The sequence below is a fragment of the Flagellimonas yonaguniensis genome, from assembly GCF_029193885.1.
GTDB lineage: Bacteria > Bacteroidota > Bacteroidia > Flavobacteriales > Flavobacteriaceae > Flagellimonas > Flagellimonas yonaguniensis.
In genome coordinates this window covers 119,740-137,890 of record NZ_JARFVB010000002.1, presented here as the reverse complement: position 1 = coordinate 137,890, position 18,151 = coordinate 119,740, and the positions used below count along the sequence as shown (strand labels likewise).

Here is an 18,151-nt window from a genome sequence, read left to right as displayed (position 1 = left end):
TTATATGAGGAGTGTATAAAGCCGTACACGAACCCACTTAGTATTCACGATCAAAATTTGTCCATAGATGTTCACAAACACTATTGAAAGAGTTAATTTCGCATCCGCTAAGAACATACCGGAATACCCGGATTTCTTGGACATTCAGATAAAATCGTTCCAAGACTTTTTCCAGCTTGAAACTAAATCTGACGAAAGAGGAAACGAAGGTCTCTACAACACCTTCATGGAGAATTTTCCAATCACAGATACCAGAAACCAGTTTGTACTTGAGTTTTTGGATTACTTCATAGATCCACCAAGATATTCCATTCAAGAATGTATCGAACGTGGACTTACCTATAGCGTACCACTTAAGGCACGTTTAAAGCTATATTGTACCGATCCGGAGCACGAAGATTTCGAAACTATCGTTCAGGATGTGTATTTGGGTACCATCCCTTACATGACTCCTAGTGGGACCTTTGTAATCAACGGGGCGGAACGTGTTGTAGTATCCCAGTTGCACAGATCTCCAGGGGTTTTCTTTGGACAGTCTTTCCACGCAAATGGAACAAAACTATATTCAGCCAGGGTAATTCCTTTCAAAGGATCTTGGATTGAATTCGCTACCGATATCAACTCGGTGATGTATGCCTATATCGATAGGAAGAAAAAATTACCGGTAACCACTTTGTTCCGTGCCATTGGCTTTGAAAGGGACAAGGATATTTTGGAAATCTTCGACCTTTCGGAAGAAGTAAAAGTTTCCAAATCCGGACTTAAAAAAGTATTGGGCCGTAAATTGGCCGCAAGGGTGTTGAACACATGGCATGAGGATTTCGTGGACGAGGATACAGGAGAAGTGGTTTCCATCGAAAGAAACGAGATTGTACTTGATCGTGATACCGTTTTGGAAAAGGAGCACATCGATGAGATCATTGATGCCGACGTGAAGACCATTTTGCTTCACAAGGAGAACAATGCACAATCCGATTACGCCATTATCCACAACACTTTGCAAAAAGACCCTACCAACTCTGAAAAAGAAGCGGTAGAGCATATCTATAGACAATTGCGTAATGCCGAGCCGCCAGATGAAGAGACAGCTCGTGGTATCATCGATAAATTGTTCTTCTCCGACCAACGTTACAACTTAGGTGAGGTAGGTCGATACAGAATGAACAAGAAGTTGGGCTTGGATATCGGAATGGACAAACAAGTGTTGACAAAGGAAGATATCATTACCATCATCAAGTATTTGATCGAGTTGATCAACTCCAAAGCGGAGATTGATGATATTGATCACTTGTCCAACCGTCGTGTAAGAACCGTAGGTGAGCAATTGTCCTCACAGTTCGGTGTAGGTTTGGCACGTATGGCACGTACCATCCGTGAGCGTATGAACGTACGTGACAACGAGGTGTTTACTCCGATTGATTTGATCAACGCGAAGACATTGTCTTCTGTGATCAACTCTTTCTTTGGAACCAACCAGTTGTCCCAGTTCATGGACCAGACCAACCCGTTGGCAGAGATTACACACAAAAGAAGATTGTCCGCACTTGGACCAGGAGGTCTTTCTCGTGAAAGAGCAGGTTTCGAGGTGCGTGACGTTCACTATACACACTACGGAAGGTTGTGTCCTATCGAGACACCTGAAGGACCGAACATTGGTTTGATTTCTTCATTGTCCGTATTTGCCAAGGTGAACAATATGGGCTTCTTGGAAACTCCTTATCGTAAAGTAGAAGATGGAAAAGTAGATACGAAAAACCATATCTACCTAAGTGCAGAGGAAGAAGAAGGAATGAAGATTGCCCAAGCCAACATTCCATTGGCAGAAGATGGTACAATTGAAAGGGAAAAGGTAATTGCCCGTGAAGAAGGTGATTTCCCGGTAGTGGATCCAACAGAGGTAAAGTACACCGACGTTGCACCGAATCAGATTGCTTCCATTTCCGCATCCTTGATCCCTTTCTTGGAGCACGATGATGCGAACCGTGCCTTGATGGGATCGAACATGATGCGTCAAGCTGTTCCATTGTTGAGACCGGATTCTCCAATCGTAGGTACAGGTTTGGAAAGACAAGTTGCCACGGATTCCCGAGTATTGATCAATGCAGAAGGAGATGGAGTTGTGGAATATGTGGATTCACAGAAAATCACAATAAAATATACAAGGACCGACGAAGAGCGCTTGGTAAGCTTTGACGATGATGCAAAAACTTACCAATTGGTGAAGTTTAGAAAAACAAACCAAGGGACCAGCATCAACTTGAAGCCAATCGTAAGAAAAGGCGACAAGGTGAAAAAAGGTCAGGTACTTTGTGAAGGTTATGCTACCGAAAAAGGTGAATTGGCCTTGGGTAGAAACATGAAGGTTGCTTTTATGCCTTGGAAAGGATACAACTTTGAGGATGCGATCGTGATTTCTGAAAAAGTTGTTCGTGAGGATATCTTTACCTCTATCCACGTGGATGAGTATTCCTTGGAAGTAAGGGATACCAAATTGGGTGCTGAGGAATTGACAAACGATATTCCGAACGTATCCGAAGAAGCAACAAAGGATTTGGACGAGTACGGTATGATCCGTATCGGTGCCGAAGTGAAGCCTGGAGATATTTTGATCGGTAAGATTACTCCAAAAGGAGAGTCTGATCCAACTCCGGAAGAAAAACTGTTGCGTGCCATCTTTGGTGATAAAGCAGGTGACGTTAAAGATGCTTCCTTAAAAGCTTCTCCATCATTGAGAGGTGTGGTAATCGATAAGAAATTGTTCTCCCGTTCCATCAAGGACAAGAGAAAACGTTCTGAAGATAAAGAGGCCATCGCTAGATTGGAGATGGACTACGAGGTGAAGTTCCAACAACTTAAGGATGAATTGATCGAGAAATTGTTCAGTTTGATCAGCGGAAAAACATCACAAGGGGTAATCAACGATTTGGGTGAGGAAGTACTTCCAAAAGGAAAGAAATACACCATTAAAATGTTGAACGCCGTTGACGATTTCGCTCACTTGGTTGGAGGAAGCTGGACAACAGATGATGCAACCAATGCATTGGTCGCAGACTTGTTGCACAACTATAAAATCAAGTTGAACGATATTCAAGGTAACCTTAGAAGGGACAAGTTTACCATCTCTGTAGGAGATGAACTTCCTGCTGGTATCATGAAGTTGGCCAAAGTTTACATCGCTAAAAAGCGTAAGCTTAAAGTTGGTGATAAAATGGCAGGTCGTCACGGTAACAAAGGTATTGTTGCCCGTATCGTTCGTCAAGAGGATATGCCATTCTTGGAAGATGGAACCCCAGTGGACATAGTATTGAACCCACTAGGTGTACCATCAAGGATGAACATTGGTCAGATTTATGAAACCGTATTGGGTTGGGCCGGACAAAAATTGGGTCAGAAATATGCGACCCCGATTTTCGATGGTGCATCCTTGGATGAGATCAATAAGCTTACCGATGAAGCAGGTGTGCCGAGATTCGGACATACCTACCTATATGACGGAGGAACAGGTCAGCGTTTCGACCAACGTGCAACCGTTGGTGTCATCTACATGTTGAAACTAGGACACATGGTGGAAGACAAGATGCACGCTAGATCTATCGGACCATACTCATTGATCACACAGCAACCATTGGGTGGTAAGGCTCAGTTTGGTGGTCAGCGTTTTGGAGAGATGGAGGTTTGGGCACTCGAGGCCTACGGCGCATCATCCACCCTTAGGGAAATATTGACCGTTAAGTCGGATGATGTTATCGGAAGGGCCAAGACCTATGAGACCATCGTAAAAGGTGAGACCATGCCAGAACCTGGGTTACCAGAATCTTTCAACGTATTGATGCATGAACTTAAAGGTTTGGGCTTGGATATCCGTTTGGAAGAGTAGAACACTATATTACATTAATTATATCATCACCATATTGTTATGGCTAGAATAAAAGATAATAACGCACAAAAAAGGTTCAACAAAATTTCCATCGGACTGGCCTCTCCGGAGTCAATCTTGGCCGAGTCCCGTGGCGAGGTGTTGAAGCCTGAAACCATTAACTATAGAACGCACAAACCAGAGCGTGATGGATTGTTCTGCGAGCGTATTTTTGGTCCTGTGAAGGATTACGAATGTGCCTGTGGTAAATACAAGAGAATCCGTTACCGTGGAATCGTTTGTGACCGTTGTGGTGTTGAAGTGACGGAGAAAAAAGTACGTAGAGACCGTGTGGGACACATTAACCTTGTGGTTCCCGTAGCGCACATCTGGTACTTCCGTTCGCTGCCAAACAAAATAGGATACCTTTTGGGATTACCTTCCAAAAAATTGGACATGATCATATACTACGAAAGGTATGTGGTTATCCAGCCAGGTATCGCCAAAGGTCCAGAAGGTGAGGAAATCAATAAAATGGATTTCTTGACCGAGGAAGAATACTTGAACATTTTGGAAACGCTCCCAACCGAGAACCAATACTTGGAGGATAACGATCCAAATAAGTTCATCGCCAAAATGGGTGCCGAGTGTTTGATCGAGATATTGTCCAGAATCGATTTGGAACAATTGTCCTACGAACTACGTCACAAGGCGAACACAGAAACATCCAAGCAACGTAAGACCGAGGCCTTGAAACGTCTTCAGGTAGTTGAAGCTTTGCGTGAATCACAGAACAACAGGGAGAACAATCCTGAGTGGATGATCATGAAAGTGATTCCAGTGATTCCACCTGAATTGCGTCCATTGGTGCCGTTGGATGGTGGTCGTTTCGCAACTTCCGATTTGAACGATCTGTACCGTAGGGTAATTATCCGTAACAACCGTTTGAAGCGTTTGATGGAAATCAAGGCCCCAGAGGTGATCTTGAGGAACGAAAAACGTATGCTTCAAGAAGCGGTGGATTCCCTTTTCGATAACACAAGAAAGGCATCTGCGGTAAAAACAGAATCAAACAGGCCATTGAAATCCCTTTCTGATTCCTTGAAAGGTAAGCAAGGTCGATTCCGTCAAAACTTGTTGGGTAAACGTGTGGATTACTCCGCTCGTTCCGTAATCGTCGTTGGACCGGAATTGAAATTGTACGAATGTGGTCTTCCTAAAGATATGGCGGCCGAGCTTTACAAGCCATTCATCATCCGTAAGTTGATCGAGAGAGGTATTGTAAAGACAGTTAAATCTGCGAAAAAGATTATAGACAAGAAAGAGCCCGTGGTTTGGGATATTCTTGAAAATGTCCTTAAAGGACATCCTGTATTGTTGAACCGTGCCCCCACATTGCACAGATTGGGTATCCAAGCGTTCCAGCCTAAACTTATTGAAGGTAAGGCGATTCGTTTGCACCCATTGGCATGTACCGCATTTAACGCGGATTTTGATGGGGATCAGATGGCAGTTCACTTGCCATTGGGGCCAGAGGCTATTTTGGAAGCTCAATTATTGATGTTGGCTTCACAGAATATCCTTAACCCAGCCAACGGTTCTCCGATTACCGTACCATCCCAGGATATGGTTTTGGGATTGTACTATATGACCAAGCATAAAAAATCCACACCAGAAGAGCCTGTATTGGGTGAAGGGTTGACCTTCTATTCTTCTGAAGAAGTGGAAATCGCCTTTAACGAGAAAAAAGTTTCGCTTAACGCCGGAATCAAGGTAAGGGCAAAAGACTTTAATGAAGAAGGCGAGTTGGTCTATCAAATCATCGAAACCACTGTAGGTCGTGTATTGTTCAATACTCAAGTGCCGGAAAAAGCGGGATTCATCAATCAGGTATTGAACAAGAAAGCCCTTAGAAATATTATTGGGGACATTCTTGCAGTGACCGATGTTCCCACAACTGCCGACTTCTTGGATAATATTAAGGCCATGGGATACGATTTTGCCTTTAAAGGTGGTCTATCCTTTAGTTTGGGTGATATTATCATTCCTGCGGAAAAGCAAGATATGATCGGTGAGGCCAACGAGCAGGTCGATGGTATTATGATGAACTATAACATGGGTCTTATCACCAACAACGAGCGATATAACCAGGTTATTGATGTTTGGACCTCCACCAATGCGATGTTGACCGAGTTGGCGATGAAGCGAATCCGTGAGGACAAGCAAGGATTCAACTCTGTGTATATGATGTTGGATTCCGGAGCAAGGGGTTCCAAAGAGCAGATTCGTCAGTTGACCGGTATGCGTGGTTTGATGGCCAAGCCTAAAAAATCCACTGCAGGAGGTGGGGAAATTATCGAAAACCCGATTCTTTCGAACTTTAAGGAAGGATTGTCGATTTTGGAATACTTTATCTCTACCCACGGTGCACGTAAGGGTCTTGCGGATACCGCTTTGAAAACGGCGGATGCTGGTTACTTGACCAGGCGTTTGGTGGATGTTTCACAAGACGTGATCGTGAACAGCGAAGATTGTGGAACCTTGAGAGGTATCGAGGTGGAACCATTGAAGAAAAACGAGGAGATTGTTGAAACCTTGGGAGAAAGAATCTTGGGCAGGGTATCGTTGCACGATGTGTACAACCCATTGACCGAGGAACTTATCCTTGAAGCAGGCCAAGAAATCAATGAAGCCGATGTGAAAAAGGTGGAAGCAGCTCCAATCGAAAAGATAGAAGTAAGATCTCCATTGACATGTGAGGCTCCACAAGGAATCTGTGCCAAGTGTTACGGTAGAAACCTTGCGACAAACAAAATGGTGCAACGAGGAGAAGCTGTAGGTGTAGTTGCTGCACAATCCATTGGAGAACCTGGTACACAGTTGACATTGCGTACCTTCCACGTGGGTGGTATTGCAGGTAACATTTCAGAGGAGAATAAGTTGGAGTCCAAGTTTGATGGTGTTGCGGAGATTGAAGACTTAAGACTTGTAACAGGGGAAAACAGTGAAGGGGGTAAAACCAACATTGTGATTTCTAGGACATCCGAGGTCAAGATCACTGATCCAAAAACAGGAATTACCCTAAGTACAAACAATATTCCTTACGGTTCTCAATTGTTCATCAAGAACGGAGAGAAGATTACCAAAGGAACCGTGATTTGTGAATGGGACCCATATAATGGTGTGATCGTTTCAGAGTTCTCTGGTCAGATTGCTTACGAAAATCTTGAGCAAGGGGTTACTTACCAAGTTGAGATTGACGAACAGACCGGTTTCCAGGAGAAAGTAATTTCCGAGACCAGAAACAAAAAGTTGATTCCAACCTTGTTGATCAAGGATGGTAAAGGTGAGACTTTACGTTCATATAACTTGCCAGTTGGATCCCACTTGATGGTTGATGATGGAGAGAAGGTGAAAGAAGGTAAGACTTTGGTGAAAATCCCACGTAAATCTGCCAAGGCAGGGGATATTACCGGTGGTCTTCCAAGGGTGACCGAGCTGTTTGAAGCACGTAACCCATCCAACCCAGCAGTTGTTTCCGAGATTGACGGTGTGGTATCCTTCGGTAAGATCAAGCGTGGTAACCGTGAGATTATCATTGAGTCCAAGACAGGCGATATCAAAAAGTACTTGGTTAAATTGTCCAACCAGATTTTGGTTCAGGAGAATGACTATGTACGTGCAGGTATGCCATTGTCGGATGGTTCCATTACACCAGAAGACATATTGGCCATCAAAGGACCATCCGCAGTACAACAGTATTTGGTAAACGAAGTGCAAGAAGTTTACCGTTTGCAAGGTGTGAAAATCAACGACAAGCACTTTGAGGTTGTTGTGAGACAAATGATGCGTAAAGTAAAAATCCAAGATCCAGGAGATACGATTTTCCTAGAGAACCAATTGGCGCACAAAGATGACTTTATCAATGAGAACGATGAGATTTTCGGTAAAAAAGTCGTTGAGGATGCCGGTGATTCAGAAAGGTTGAAACCAGGACAGATTTTGACGGTACGTGAGCTAAGGGATGAGAACTCGATTCTTAGAAGAGAGGACAAGACCTTGGTGACCGCAAGGGATGCTGTGGCAGCAACTGCTACGCCAATCCTGCAAGGTATCACAAGAGCATCGTTGCAGACGAAGTCGTTTATCTCGGCTGCATCGTTCCAGGAAACCACCAAAGTATTGAACGAAGCTGCTGTAAGCGGTAAAGTGGATTCCTTGGAAGGATTGAAGGAAAATGTAATTGTAGGACATAAGATTCCGGCCGGTACAGGTATGAGGGATTATGACAGTATCATTGTAGGATCCAAAGAGGAGTACGATGAGATCATGGCCCGAAAAGAGGAATTCAAATTCTAAATAAAACAAACCCTGGCCTTTAGGCCAGGGTTTTTCTTTTAAGACAAGTAATAATAATATGGCTGAAGAAAAGAAAAAACAAAAACAGATCAATATAGAGTTGGATGAGAAGATAGCAGAGGGAACCTATTCCAATCTGGCCATCATCAACCACTCCGTATCAGAGTTTGTCGTGGACTTCATTAGCCTGATGCCGGGTGCGCCAAAGGCAAAAGTGAAGAGCAGAATCATTTTGACGCCTCAACATGCCAAGAAGCTGTTAAAGGCATTGAATGATAACGTAAGCCGATTTGAGAAGACCCACGGAACAATTCAAGATTATGAACAACCAGCGATTCCATTGAATTTTGGACCCACTGGAGAAGCATAAAAAAAGCCCCGATTTCGGGGCTTTTTTTTACTTCAACCAACCTTTCTCAATTCCCTTTTTCGAGAAGAAAATCAGGTAAATACCTATAATGATTACAATTACTGGCATGGTGTAGGTGGATGGCCCAAAAGCTTCCACGGCATTGGAGATGAACAGCCAATGGATGAACTGTGCCGCTGCGGTGATCAAGGAGATGATAAAAAGTGGCTTGGCCCATTTTTTACGTATTAAAAGACCGATACATGCGAGCGTACCGGAAAAAACAGCAATGGCAAAAGCTGCAGTTGCCCAAGCAGGGATTCCTTCAAAAGCTTCTCGCTGGGCTTGATCCATACTTTCCAAAAGGGCTACTTGGTTAAAAGCCTGATTGAGATAGTTCATTACCCCGATTAAATTCCATAGAAGAGCGATAACACTCACCACCCAGAACCAGGTTGGCGGTTTAACTGAAGTCGTCATAATATCTTTATTTAATTGGTTACATCAATCAATGTACAAAAAAAAGAGATATGAAAGTTGCAATCAATTCATGGCCAGAGATGTATGCGGGACAATTTAAATTGGGCTTCACTCAAATTCCGAAGTATAGTGCAACTTTACCGAAGGATACTTTTGTTGTGTCATTTGAAGTGAAAATGGGGAATCCGCCAAAAACACCAGCTGTCCTTTTTTATCTGTGGCCAAGAACTTTTGCTTTACTCGTTTAAATTCCTGAAACTCCTCGTTTTTCTCATCTTCGGGCTCCACCCAGCACGCTTTGTGTACAGGGAAGTTCTCGTAAGTGCATTTTGCCCCATACTCATGTTCCAATCGATATTGAATCACTTCATACTGTAATGCCCCAACCGTACCGATTACCTTTCTACCATTCATTTCCAAAGTGAACAATTGAGCGACACCTTCGTCCATTAGCTGATCGATACCTTTATACAATTGCTTGGCTTTCATAGGATCGGCATTGTTAATGTACCTAAAATGCTCAGGGGAAAAACTGGGTATGCCTTTATAGTGCAATTCCTCTCCACTGGTCAATGTATCCCCAATCTTGAAGTTTCCGGTATCGTGAAGCCCCACGATGTCACCTGGATATGAAATATCGACAATTTCTTTTTTTTCGGCAAAAAATGCATTGGGACTTGAAAATTTCAGCTTTTTTCCTTGTCTTACATGCAGATAAGGTGTGTTTCTTTCAAACGTGCCGGAAACGATCTTGATAAAAGCCAAACGATCTCGGTGTTTGGGATCCATGTTGGCGTGTATCTTGAAAACAAAGCCGGAAAAATCCTTTTCACCTGCTTTTACCAATCGCTCTTCCGCTTTTTTGGGTCGTGGAGAGGGGGCGATGTTCACAAAGCAATCCAATAGTTCTCGAACACCAAAATTATTCAGGGCTGAACCGAAGAACACGGGCTGTAGCTCGCCCTTCAAATAGGCTTCTTTATCAAAATCGGGGTAAACTCCTTCAACAAGTTCCAGATTGCCACGTAATTCTTCGGCGGCATCCGTTCCAATGATTTTTTCAAGTTCGGGATTGTCCAAGTTGTCAAAGGCAATGGTCTCTTCGATGTTCTTCTTGCTATTTCCGCTAAACAGGTTGATGTTCTTCTCGTAGATATTATAAATCCCCTTGAAATCGTATCCCATCCCAATGGGGAAGCTCAAAGGAGTTACTGTCAACCCCAATTTTTGCTCCACCTCGTCCAAAAGGTCAAAAGCATCTTTACCCTCACGGTCCAATTTATTGATGAAGACGATCATGGGGATATTTCGCATCCGGCAGACTTCCACCAGCTTTTCGGTCTGTTCCTCCACACCTTTGGCCACATCGATAACAACGATGACGCTATCAACCGCGGTCAAGGTACGGAAAGTATCCTCGGCAAAGTCCTTGTGCCCGGGAGTATCCAGAATATTGATTTTTTTGTCCCTGTAGATAAAGGCCAAAACGGAAGTAGCTACGGAAATTCCCCTTTGACGCTCAATCTCCATAAAGTCACTAGTCGCTGATTTTTTGATTTTATTGCTCTTTACAGCACCTGCTTCCTGGATGGCACCGCCGAATAGCAGTAATTTTTCGGTCAAGGTTGTTTTACCGGCATCAGGGTGGGATATGATACCAAAAGTTCTTCGTTTCGCTATTTCCTTTTCAAATTCCATCAACAAAAATTTCGGCAAAAATAGGGGATTTAAATCTTTTGTCACTCATTTTTAGGACGATTCGGGATTGTTAATATAATTGGAAAAAATAAAGGGGGCAAGACTCGCCTAAACCAAAAAAGAAGGGTATTTTTCAGCCGTTTTAAAATCATTGGCCATTCCACTGATGTGATATCCATTTGTGAAACAGGTAGATGAGGTAACTAATGATAAGGAAACTGCCTTTTATCGATTAAAATAGGAGGTAAATGACAAATAGGTTAATTATGTGACCAATTTGTATCGATGTGTGTCGAAAGGACCAGAGATATTAAAAACAACTAAGAAAACCCCAATTTTCTTACAATTACGAACGAGAACCACTTTACGCCATGGTGATTAGTTGACCAAAACTTATCATTTATGGAGAAGATTACTTTCTTGAATTTTAAGAAGGGCATTTTGGTAATGTTACTTCTATTTTTAGGATTTCCAATATACCCTGCTATTGTTTCAGCGATCGGCCCTGGTACCGTTATCCTTGGGGCATATTCCGGTAATACCGATTCTGATGGAGATGGAATTCCCGATAGTATCGATATCGATAGCGATAACGATGGCATATTGGATGTGGCCGAGGATGCAAATATAGACGGGGACAATAATCCGGCTACCAATCCTACCGATACGGATGGGGACGGCATCCCGAATTATTTGGATCTGGATTCTGATGGAGATGGTTTGTTGGACAACTACGAAGCACAGAACTATGCTTCTTTTCAGTTACCTTCTGGAGAGGATACAGATGGAAATGGTTTGGATGATGCATACGAGGATTTCCCTGGAGCGGGCAATGGATTGTCCCCCATAGATACGGATAGTGATAATATTCCCGATTATTTGGATCTGGATTCCGATAATGATGGGATACTCGATCAAAACGAATCCAGTGTGGTAAGTACCGATTTTGATTGCACTACCGTGCCGAGATTGAATTTTGGAATGGAACCTGTATTGGAATCGGGCACTGCGCTTTCCGAAGGAGCGGTTTATCGTTATCAAGGAGTTGAAGAAGGTCTGGATGCATTGGTTACCATTGAAAAAGTGGTTAATGGTGAGATTTTATACTTTGATCAGAACGAGACCGATGCAGAGTATTTCAAACCAGAGATTTATTTTACAACCACGTCTCAGGAAAGAAGGCCCTATGTGGACTTCAGAATCTCTTTTGTGGAAGATGGAACGACAACTCCAGTGGTTCTTGAAGAGTTAAGTGCCAATTTTATCGATGTTGATGGAAATAGTCAATATCAAGAATATAATAGATTCAACACACCAGCAAGTTATACCCTTGATGCGGATAATGAAATCACGGTGCAGAACACTACGGGCGGCTTTTTGGTCAATGGTGGTATGCAGGAATATACAGGTATCTCCAATGAGCATCCTTCAGTAAATGTTGCAGTGGAATACATTGATATTGATTCGTTTGTGTTCCGTTTTGGAATCCAAGCCGCTGAAGATGATAATTTTAGGACGAATATTGCCAGACAAGCTGGTATTCAATTTACCTGTTTGGATAATTTCATAGACCCACAAACAGTGAATTTCAGTGAGGACATAGATAGTGATGAAGACGGATATCCAGATAGATTGGACATTGATAGTGATGATGATGGAATACCGGACAATGTGGAAGCACAGCCAACTTTTGAGTATGTTTTGCCATCTGGAGAAGACCTGAATGGAAATGGTTTGGACGATGCCTACGAAAATGGTGAAACAATGGGACTTTCATTGGAGGATACAGACGCCGATGGAACTCCAGATTATTTGGATGACGATAGTGACAATGATTGGGTGCCCGACAATAACGAAGGGAACGATTTCAATTTTGATGGAATCCCGGATTGGACCTACACGGGCACGGATACTGATGGGGATGGACTTGATGATGGTTATGAAGGCAGCGATGTGAACGATGGATTTGATGTGAATGATGAAATCGAAAATCCTGCGACCGACCTTCCGGACAGAGATGGCGAAGATGATGTGAATTATCGTGATATAGACGATGACGGCGATGGTATTGATACTCCCGATGAAGACGCAGATGGAGATGGTGACCCCACCAATGATGATACCGATGAAGATGGAACGCCCGACTATTTGGATCCAGATGATGATACCGATACGGATGGTGACGGAGTAACGGATGATGACGAAGAAGAAGATGGAACGGACCCTACCGACCCATGTGATTTTATAGAAGAACACATTACCCAACCACAAACAGGCGATTATCTTACTGCCGATTGTGATGGGGATGGCGTTACCAACGAAGATGAGAAAGAGGACGGTACAGATCCATTTGATCCATGTGATTATAATCCCGATAGCATAACCTTGACACAAACAGGGGATTACCTAGCAGCGGATTGCGATGGAGATGGCGTTACAAACGGCGATGAAAAAGAGGATGGAACCGACCCTTGGGACGCATGTGATTTTGTATTGGATAGCCAAACGGTTGATCCTTCGTCCACATGGAACACTTCTGACTGTGATGGTGATGGTGTAACCAATCAGGACGAGAAAAATGACGGCACCGACCCATTGGATCCATGTGATTACAATCCGGAAAGTGTAACTCTGCCGCCATCCGCCGATTGGAAAGCACTAGATTGTGATGGTGATGGCAATCCTAATGAAACAGACCCAGACCCATTGGTGGCCACCGCCAATGATGATTATGGATCGACCCCAGCATTGACTGAAGTAGCATTGAATATTTTGGAGAATGATGACTTTCTCCCCAATAATGATACAAACAACGTAGGCGAGACGAATTTGTCAAGGATAGGGGGTAATGCAGAAGGTACACTTGCCTTTGATACCGAGAGTGGTTTTGTGAGCTATACACCAACCCTTTCAGAGTCCAGTTCAACTGTGACCATAGAATACCAGGTTTGTAATGTTTTACTGGACCCCAGTGTTTGTGCAACTGCGACCATTTTCATAGAAGTAGGGTCAAACGCATTGGATGCCGTTGATGATTCGTACGTTGCCGAAACAGGAGATGATGGAGTGATAACAGATAGCAATGTGTTGACAAATGATACGTACAATGGTGAAGCCGTAACCCTTGCAGATGTGATTTTGACTTCCACACCGACGGATGCGCTGATCATTAACGAAGATGGAAGCGTCAGTGTTGTGGAAGGTACCGAAGCAGGCACCTATACCATCGACTATACTATTTGCGACATCATGGATGTGGACAATTGTGATACGGCTACGGTAACTGTAGAAGTAACACAAGGGATGGGCAATGTAATTGATGCCGTTGAGGATACCTATACGGCAACTGTGGGTGATGATGGAGCAATAACAGATAGCAATGTGCTGACAAATGATACGTACAATGGTGAAGCCGTAACCCTTGCAGATGTCATTTTGACTTCCACACCGACCGATGCGCTGATCATCAACGAAGATGGAAGTGTCAGTGTTGTGGAAGGTACCGAAGCGGGTACGTATACCATCAGTTATACCATTTGCGACATCATGGATGTGGATAATTGTGATAGTGCCACTGTAACCGTTGAGGTAATGCAGGGGGCGGATAATGTAATCGATGCCGTGGATGATAATTATAATTCAGGCACAGCCGGGGGAGTGATTGCAAATAGCAACGTGTTATTAAATGACACCTTGGATGGGGAAATGGTAACATTGAGCGATGTCATTTTGACGTCGGCCCCAACAAATGAACTCATTGTTAGCGAAGATGGGAGCGTAACAGTAACACCAGAAACAGCACCTGGCACATATACCATTGAATATACCATCTGCGAAGCAGATAATCCTGACAATTGTGATACAGCTACGGTAACAGTTATAGTGGAAGCCATTGAGGTAAACCAAATGTTGACACCCAATGGGGATTTGAAAAATGACTTTTTATATATCCGTGGTCTGGAATATGTTAAATCAAGTACAATAAAAATATTCAACCGATGGGGAACCTTGGTGTTCGAAGGAAACAACTACAATAATGTGAACAATGTTTTCGATGGACGTGTGAGAGGTAAAACTGCACTTAGTGTAAACGATTACCTTCCTGCGGGAATCTATTATTACATATTCAATTATGAAACGGAGCAAGGAAGTTTCACGGACTCGGAATACATTTATTTGAGTAGATAACAATATGGATAGCATGATAAAAAAGCATATAATAACTACGTTATTGTTCATTGGGATTATATCCATGGGAGCCATGGCCCAGCAAGATGCCCAGTACACGCAGTACATGTACAATACATTGAGTGTTAACCCCGCTTATGCAGGCTCAAGGGGGCAACTTAGTTTTGCGGGGCTCTACCGTTCGCAATGGGTGGGGTTGGATGGTGCTCCCGAAACATTCACTTTGAATCTGCATTCTCCTATACGTAACAGTCGGTTGGGGTACGGAGTCTCCATTGTCAATGACAATATAGGGGATGGTGTGGTACAGGAAACCTATCTGGATGCCGTGATATCATATACCATTGATGTTTCCATGGATGCCAAATTATCCTTTGGATTGAAAGCTGGAGGGAACATGCTGAGTCTGGACTTCAACGGACTAAGGAATTTTGACGAAGAAGTCATCGATCAAAATAATATCGATAATAAGTTCACACCTAATTTCGGACTAGGGATTTACTATCACACCGATAAATTCTATGCAGGGCTTTCGGCACCAAACGTGTTGGAATCAGAGTACTTTGATAATGACAATTCTGATGATGGAGTTAACTTTCTATCTGCCGAACGCATGAATATCTACCTGATTACAGGCTATGTTTTCGATATTGGGGCGGATCTTCAATTTAAACCTGCTTTGCTTACAAAAGCCGTAAGTGGGGCGCCTTTGCAAGTAGACCTTTCAGCAAGCTTCCTGTTCGCCAATAAATTCAGTTTTGGTGCGGCATATCGTTGGGATGCTGCTGTAAGTGGCTTGGTGGGCTTTCAGGTGACGGACCAGATTATGCTGGGATTGGCCTACGATCGTGAAGTAACAGAATTGGGAGGGACACAGTTCAACGATGGGTCCTTTGAAGTTTTTCTGAGATTGGAATTGTTGAAATCCTTCCAAAGAACCATATCACCAAGATTCTTTTAATAATAGGTAAATATGCTGAAAAGAATACTCATATTATTGATCATCGTTTGTGGAGGTCTTGTTAGAGTAACCGCACAACAGGACAGTATTCCCGATAAGCAGATAGCAAGGGTCATGGAAAGAGCGGACGAGCGCTACAACCAGTATTCCTTTAGTCCCGCTATCGACATTTACAAGAAAGTTTTGGACAAAGGATATAGCTCTCCCGATCTGCTAAAACGACTAGGGAATTCATACTATTTCAATGCCAAATACCAAGAGGCGGCTGAAACTTATAAGAAACTGGAAGCTACTTATCCCGATGAAATGTCCGTGGAGGATATGTTCCGATATGCACAGAGTTTGAAATCCATGGGAAATTATGATGAGGCAGAAAAGTTGATGAACGATTTTAGGGAAATGACTTCGGCCATGGTGGATTTTGATGAAGATTATATGGCCAAAATAGAGGAAAACTCTGGCCGTTACAACATAAAAACATTCCCCTATAACAGTAAATACTCTGATTTTGCCGCTGCATACTACGAAAAGGGTCTCATTTTTGCCTCCGATCGTGATACGGGCAATTTTGCACGCTATAGGCACACATGGAACGCACGCGACTTTTTGGACCTTTACAAAGTGAATGCCGATAGTATATCCAATGACAAAGTGGTAAAGCTCGAAGGAGATGTCAATACCCGTTTGCACGAGTCAACCTCCGTGGTAACCAAAGATGGGTCGACCATGTACTTTACCCGCAACAACTTTTTCGATGGTAGAAAGAAAAAGGATGAGGAGGGCATCATTCGATTAAAAATATACAGTGCCGAAAAAATTGATGGCGGTTGGGGAAACATAACGGAACTTCCCTTTAATAGTGATTCCTATTCGGTGGCCCACCCCATGTTGAGCCCAGATGGCAAGAAGCTTTATTTTGTTTCCGACATGCCTGGAAGTTTAGGGGAGTCAGATATTTTCGTGACCGAGATTATTGGGGATGGAACTTACGGGCCCATTCAAAACTTGGGAAGCAACATCAATACTATGGCGAGGGAAACATTCCCGTTCATTACCAAGGACGGAGTACTTTATTTCTCTTCGGACGGTCATCAAGGATTGGGAGGATTGGATGTTTTTGCAACGAAAATTGCGTATAACGACTATTCCCAACCCGTGGTCAATGTAGGTAAGCCCGTGAATACACCAAATGACGACTTTTCGTTTATTTTTGATTCCGATGAAAAAACTGGCTACTTTTCATCCAACAGGGATGGTGGAATGGGAGATGATGATATTTATGGGTTTGTGGAAACCGAGCCGTTGACCTTGGACTGCATTCAAGAAGTGACAGGAACCGTTCGAGACCGTATTTCCAATGAAGTTCTAGCAGGAGCGACCGTGAAGATCATCGATGAGGAAAACAATGAAATCTCATCTACTATCACCGATTCCGATGGCAACTACATACTCATGTTGGATTGCTCTAAAGGAAATTTTGTTAGGGCCTCCAGAGACGGATATGTCCCTGCTGAAGAATATTTGCCCATTTCTGATGGTAAACCGCGTATCGTGGACTTCTATTTGGAACGTGATGTGGTAACAGGTGGTTTTGGGGACGATTTGGCGAAACTATTGCAGTTGAGTACAATTTATTTCGATTTGAACAAGTACAACATTAGGCCAGATGCTGAGATAGAGATTCAAAAAGTCATTGTGGCCATGGAGAAATACCCAAGTTTGAAGATCAAGGTAAACTCCCATACAGATAGTCGTGGTATTGATGCCTACAACCTTTGGTTGTCTCAAAAAAGGGCAGAATCCACAGTGGATTATATGATATCCAAGGGAATTTCTGCTGATAGACTCCAAGGAGAAGGATTTGGAGAAACTCGATTGGTAAACGATTGTGTGAATGGGGTATCATGTTCCGAGGAACAACATCAATTGAACAGAAGATCTGAATTCATCATATTTGAATAAGGATTGGTTAAGGATAAATATTGGAACGGCCCTTTTACGGGCCGTTTTTTTATTGCACATTCATTGGCAACTACCTGTTTCGGGACGTATCACATGTAAGATTCAACCTACGAAAGTTACCGTTAAAAATAGCCTAATCGACGAACCGTCTTAAAAAAATCGTAAAAAAATAAGGGACAGACCTCAAGATTTGTGGACTATACAGTTCTATTTTATTGGTTCACAACAATTATTTTCCACCCCTAAAAGTGAGGGTAATTTTGTATTCGGTTGAAAATTCGGTGTATTGAATCACCAC

At 43.1% G+C, this 18,151-nt stretch carries 8 protein-coding genes; 6 read left to right on the top strand and 2 right to left on the bottom strand.

The features are described from left to right. The first annotated feature begins 67 nt into the window (after positions 1-67). Genes rpoB through PY092_RS04910 form a run of 3 tightly spaced genes read left to right on the top strand, consistent with a single transcriptional unit; the run spans position 68 to position 8,585 of the window. The gene (rpoB, locus tag PY092_RS04920; RefSeq protein ID WP_275614747.1) at positions 68-3,877 is read left to right on the top strand and encodes a DNA-directed RNA polymerase subunit beta; all 3,810 of its coding nucleotides are present in this window, start codon (positions 68-70) and stop codon (positions 3,875-3,877) included. A 39-nt stretch (positions 3,878-3,916) separates the two neighbouring features. After that, a complete protein-coding gene (gene rpoC, locus PY092_RS04915; RefSeq protein WP_275614746.1) occupies positions 3,917-8,215 on the top strand; it encodes a DNA-directed RNA polymerase subunit beta' in 4,299 nt (1,432 codons plus the stop codon). 58 nt (positions 8,216-8,273) lie between these two features. Beyond that, the gene (locus PY092_RS04910; protein WP_275614745.1) at positions 8,274-8,585 is read left to right on the top strand and encodes a DUF3467 domain-containing protein; all 312 of its coding nucleotides are present in this window, start codon (positions 8,274-8,276) and stop codon (positions 8,583-8,585) included. A 27-nt stretch (positions 8,586-8,612) separates the two neighbouring features. Here PY092_RS04910 and PY092_RS04905 read toward each other — a convergent pair whose 3' ends face one another. Further along, positions 8,613-9,044, bottom strand: coding sequence for a hypothetical protein (locus tag PY092_RS04905; protein ID WP_275614744.1), 432 nt, complete (start codon positions 9,042-9,044; stop codon positions 8,613-8,615). 108 nt (positions 9,045-9,152) lie between these two features. Beyond that, a complete protein-coding gene (locus tag PY092_RS04900) occupies positions 9,153-10,742 on the bottom strand; it encodes a peptide chain release factor 3 (RefSeq protein ID WP_275614743.1) in 1,590 nt (529 codons plus the stop codon). Positions 10,743-11,144: 402 nt separating this feature from the next. Here PY092_RS04900 and PY092_RS04895 point away from each other — a divergent pair, with 402 nt between their 5' ends. Genes PY092_RS04895 through PY092_RS04885 form a run of 3 tightly spaced genes read left to right on the top strand, consistent with a single transcriptional unit; the run spans position 11,145 to position 17,853 of the window. Then, positions 11,145-14,930 carry a T9SS type B sorting domain-containing protein gene (locus PY092_RS04895; RefSeq protein WP_275614742.1) on the top strand — a complete coding sequence of 1,262 codons (3,786 nt, stop codon included), beginning with the start codon at positions 11,145-11,147 and terminating at the stop codon, positions 14,928-14,930. A 13-nt stretch (positions 14,931-14,943) separates the two neighbouring features. Continuing rightward, positions 14,944-15,891 (top strand): PorP/SprF family type IX secretion system membrane protein, encoded by a 948-nt coding sequence (locus PY092_RS04890; protein ID WP_275614741.1) that lies wholly within the window; start codon positions 14,944-14,946, stop codon positions 15,889-15,891. Positions 15,892-15,903: 12 nt separating this feature from the next. Next, entirely contained in the window at positions 15,904-17,853 is a 1,950-nt protein-coding gene (locus tag PY092_RS04885; protein WP_275614740.1) for an OmpA family protein, read from the top strand. The last annotated feature ends 298 nt before the right edge of the window (positions 17,854-18,151 follow it).

What these genes read in the sequence shown, in the direction of transcription:
- PY092_RS04900 (WP_275614743.1), bottom strand. Translation starts at nt 10,742, where the DNA reads ATGGAATTTGAAAAGGAAATAGCGAAACGAAGAACTTTTGGTATCATA.
- PY092_RS04890 (WP_275614741.1), top strand. Translation starts at nt 14,944, where the DNA reads ATGATAAAAAAGCATATAATAACTACGTTATTGTTCATTGGGATTATA.
- rpoB (WP_275614747.1), top strand. Translation starts at nt 68, where the DNA reads ATGTTCACAAACACTATTGAAAGAGTTAATTTCGCATCCGCTAAGAAC.
- PY092_RS04905 (WP_275614744.1), bottom strand. Translation starts at nt 9,044, where the DNA reads ATGACGACTTCAGTTAAACCGCCAACCTGGTTCTGGGTGGTGAGTGTT.
- PY092_RS04910 (WP_275614745.1), top strand. Translation starts at nt 8,274, where the DNA reads ATGGCTGAAGAAAAGAAAAAACAAAAACAGATCAATATAGAGTTGGAT.
- PY092_RS04885 (WP_275614740.1), top strand. Translation starts at nt 15,904, where the DNA reads ATGCTGAAAAGAATACTCATATTATTGATCATCGTTTGTGGAGGTCTT.
- rpoC (WP_275614746.1), top strand. Translation starts at nt 3,917, where the DNA reads ATGGCTAGAATAAAAGATAATAACGCACAAAAAAGGTTCAACAAAATT.
- PY092_RS04895 (WP_275614742.1), top strand. Translation starts at nt 11,145, where the DNA reads ATGGAGAAGATTACTTTCTTGAATTTTAAGAAGGGCATTTTGGTAATG.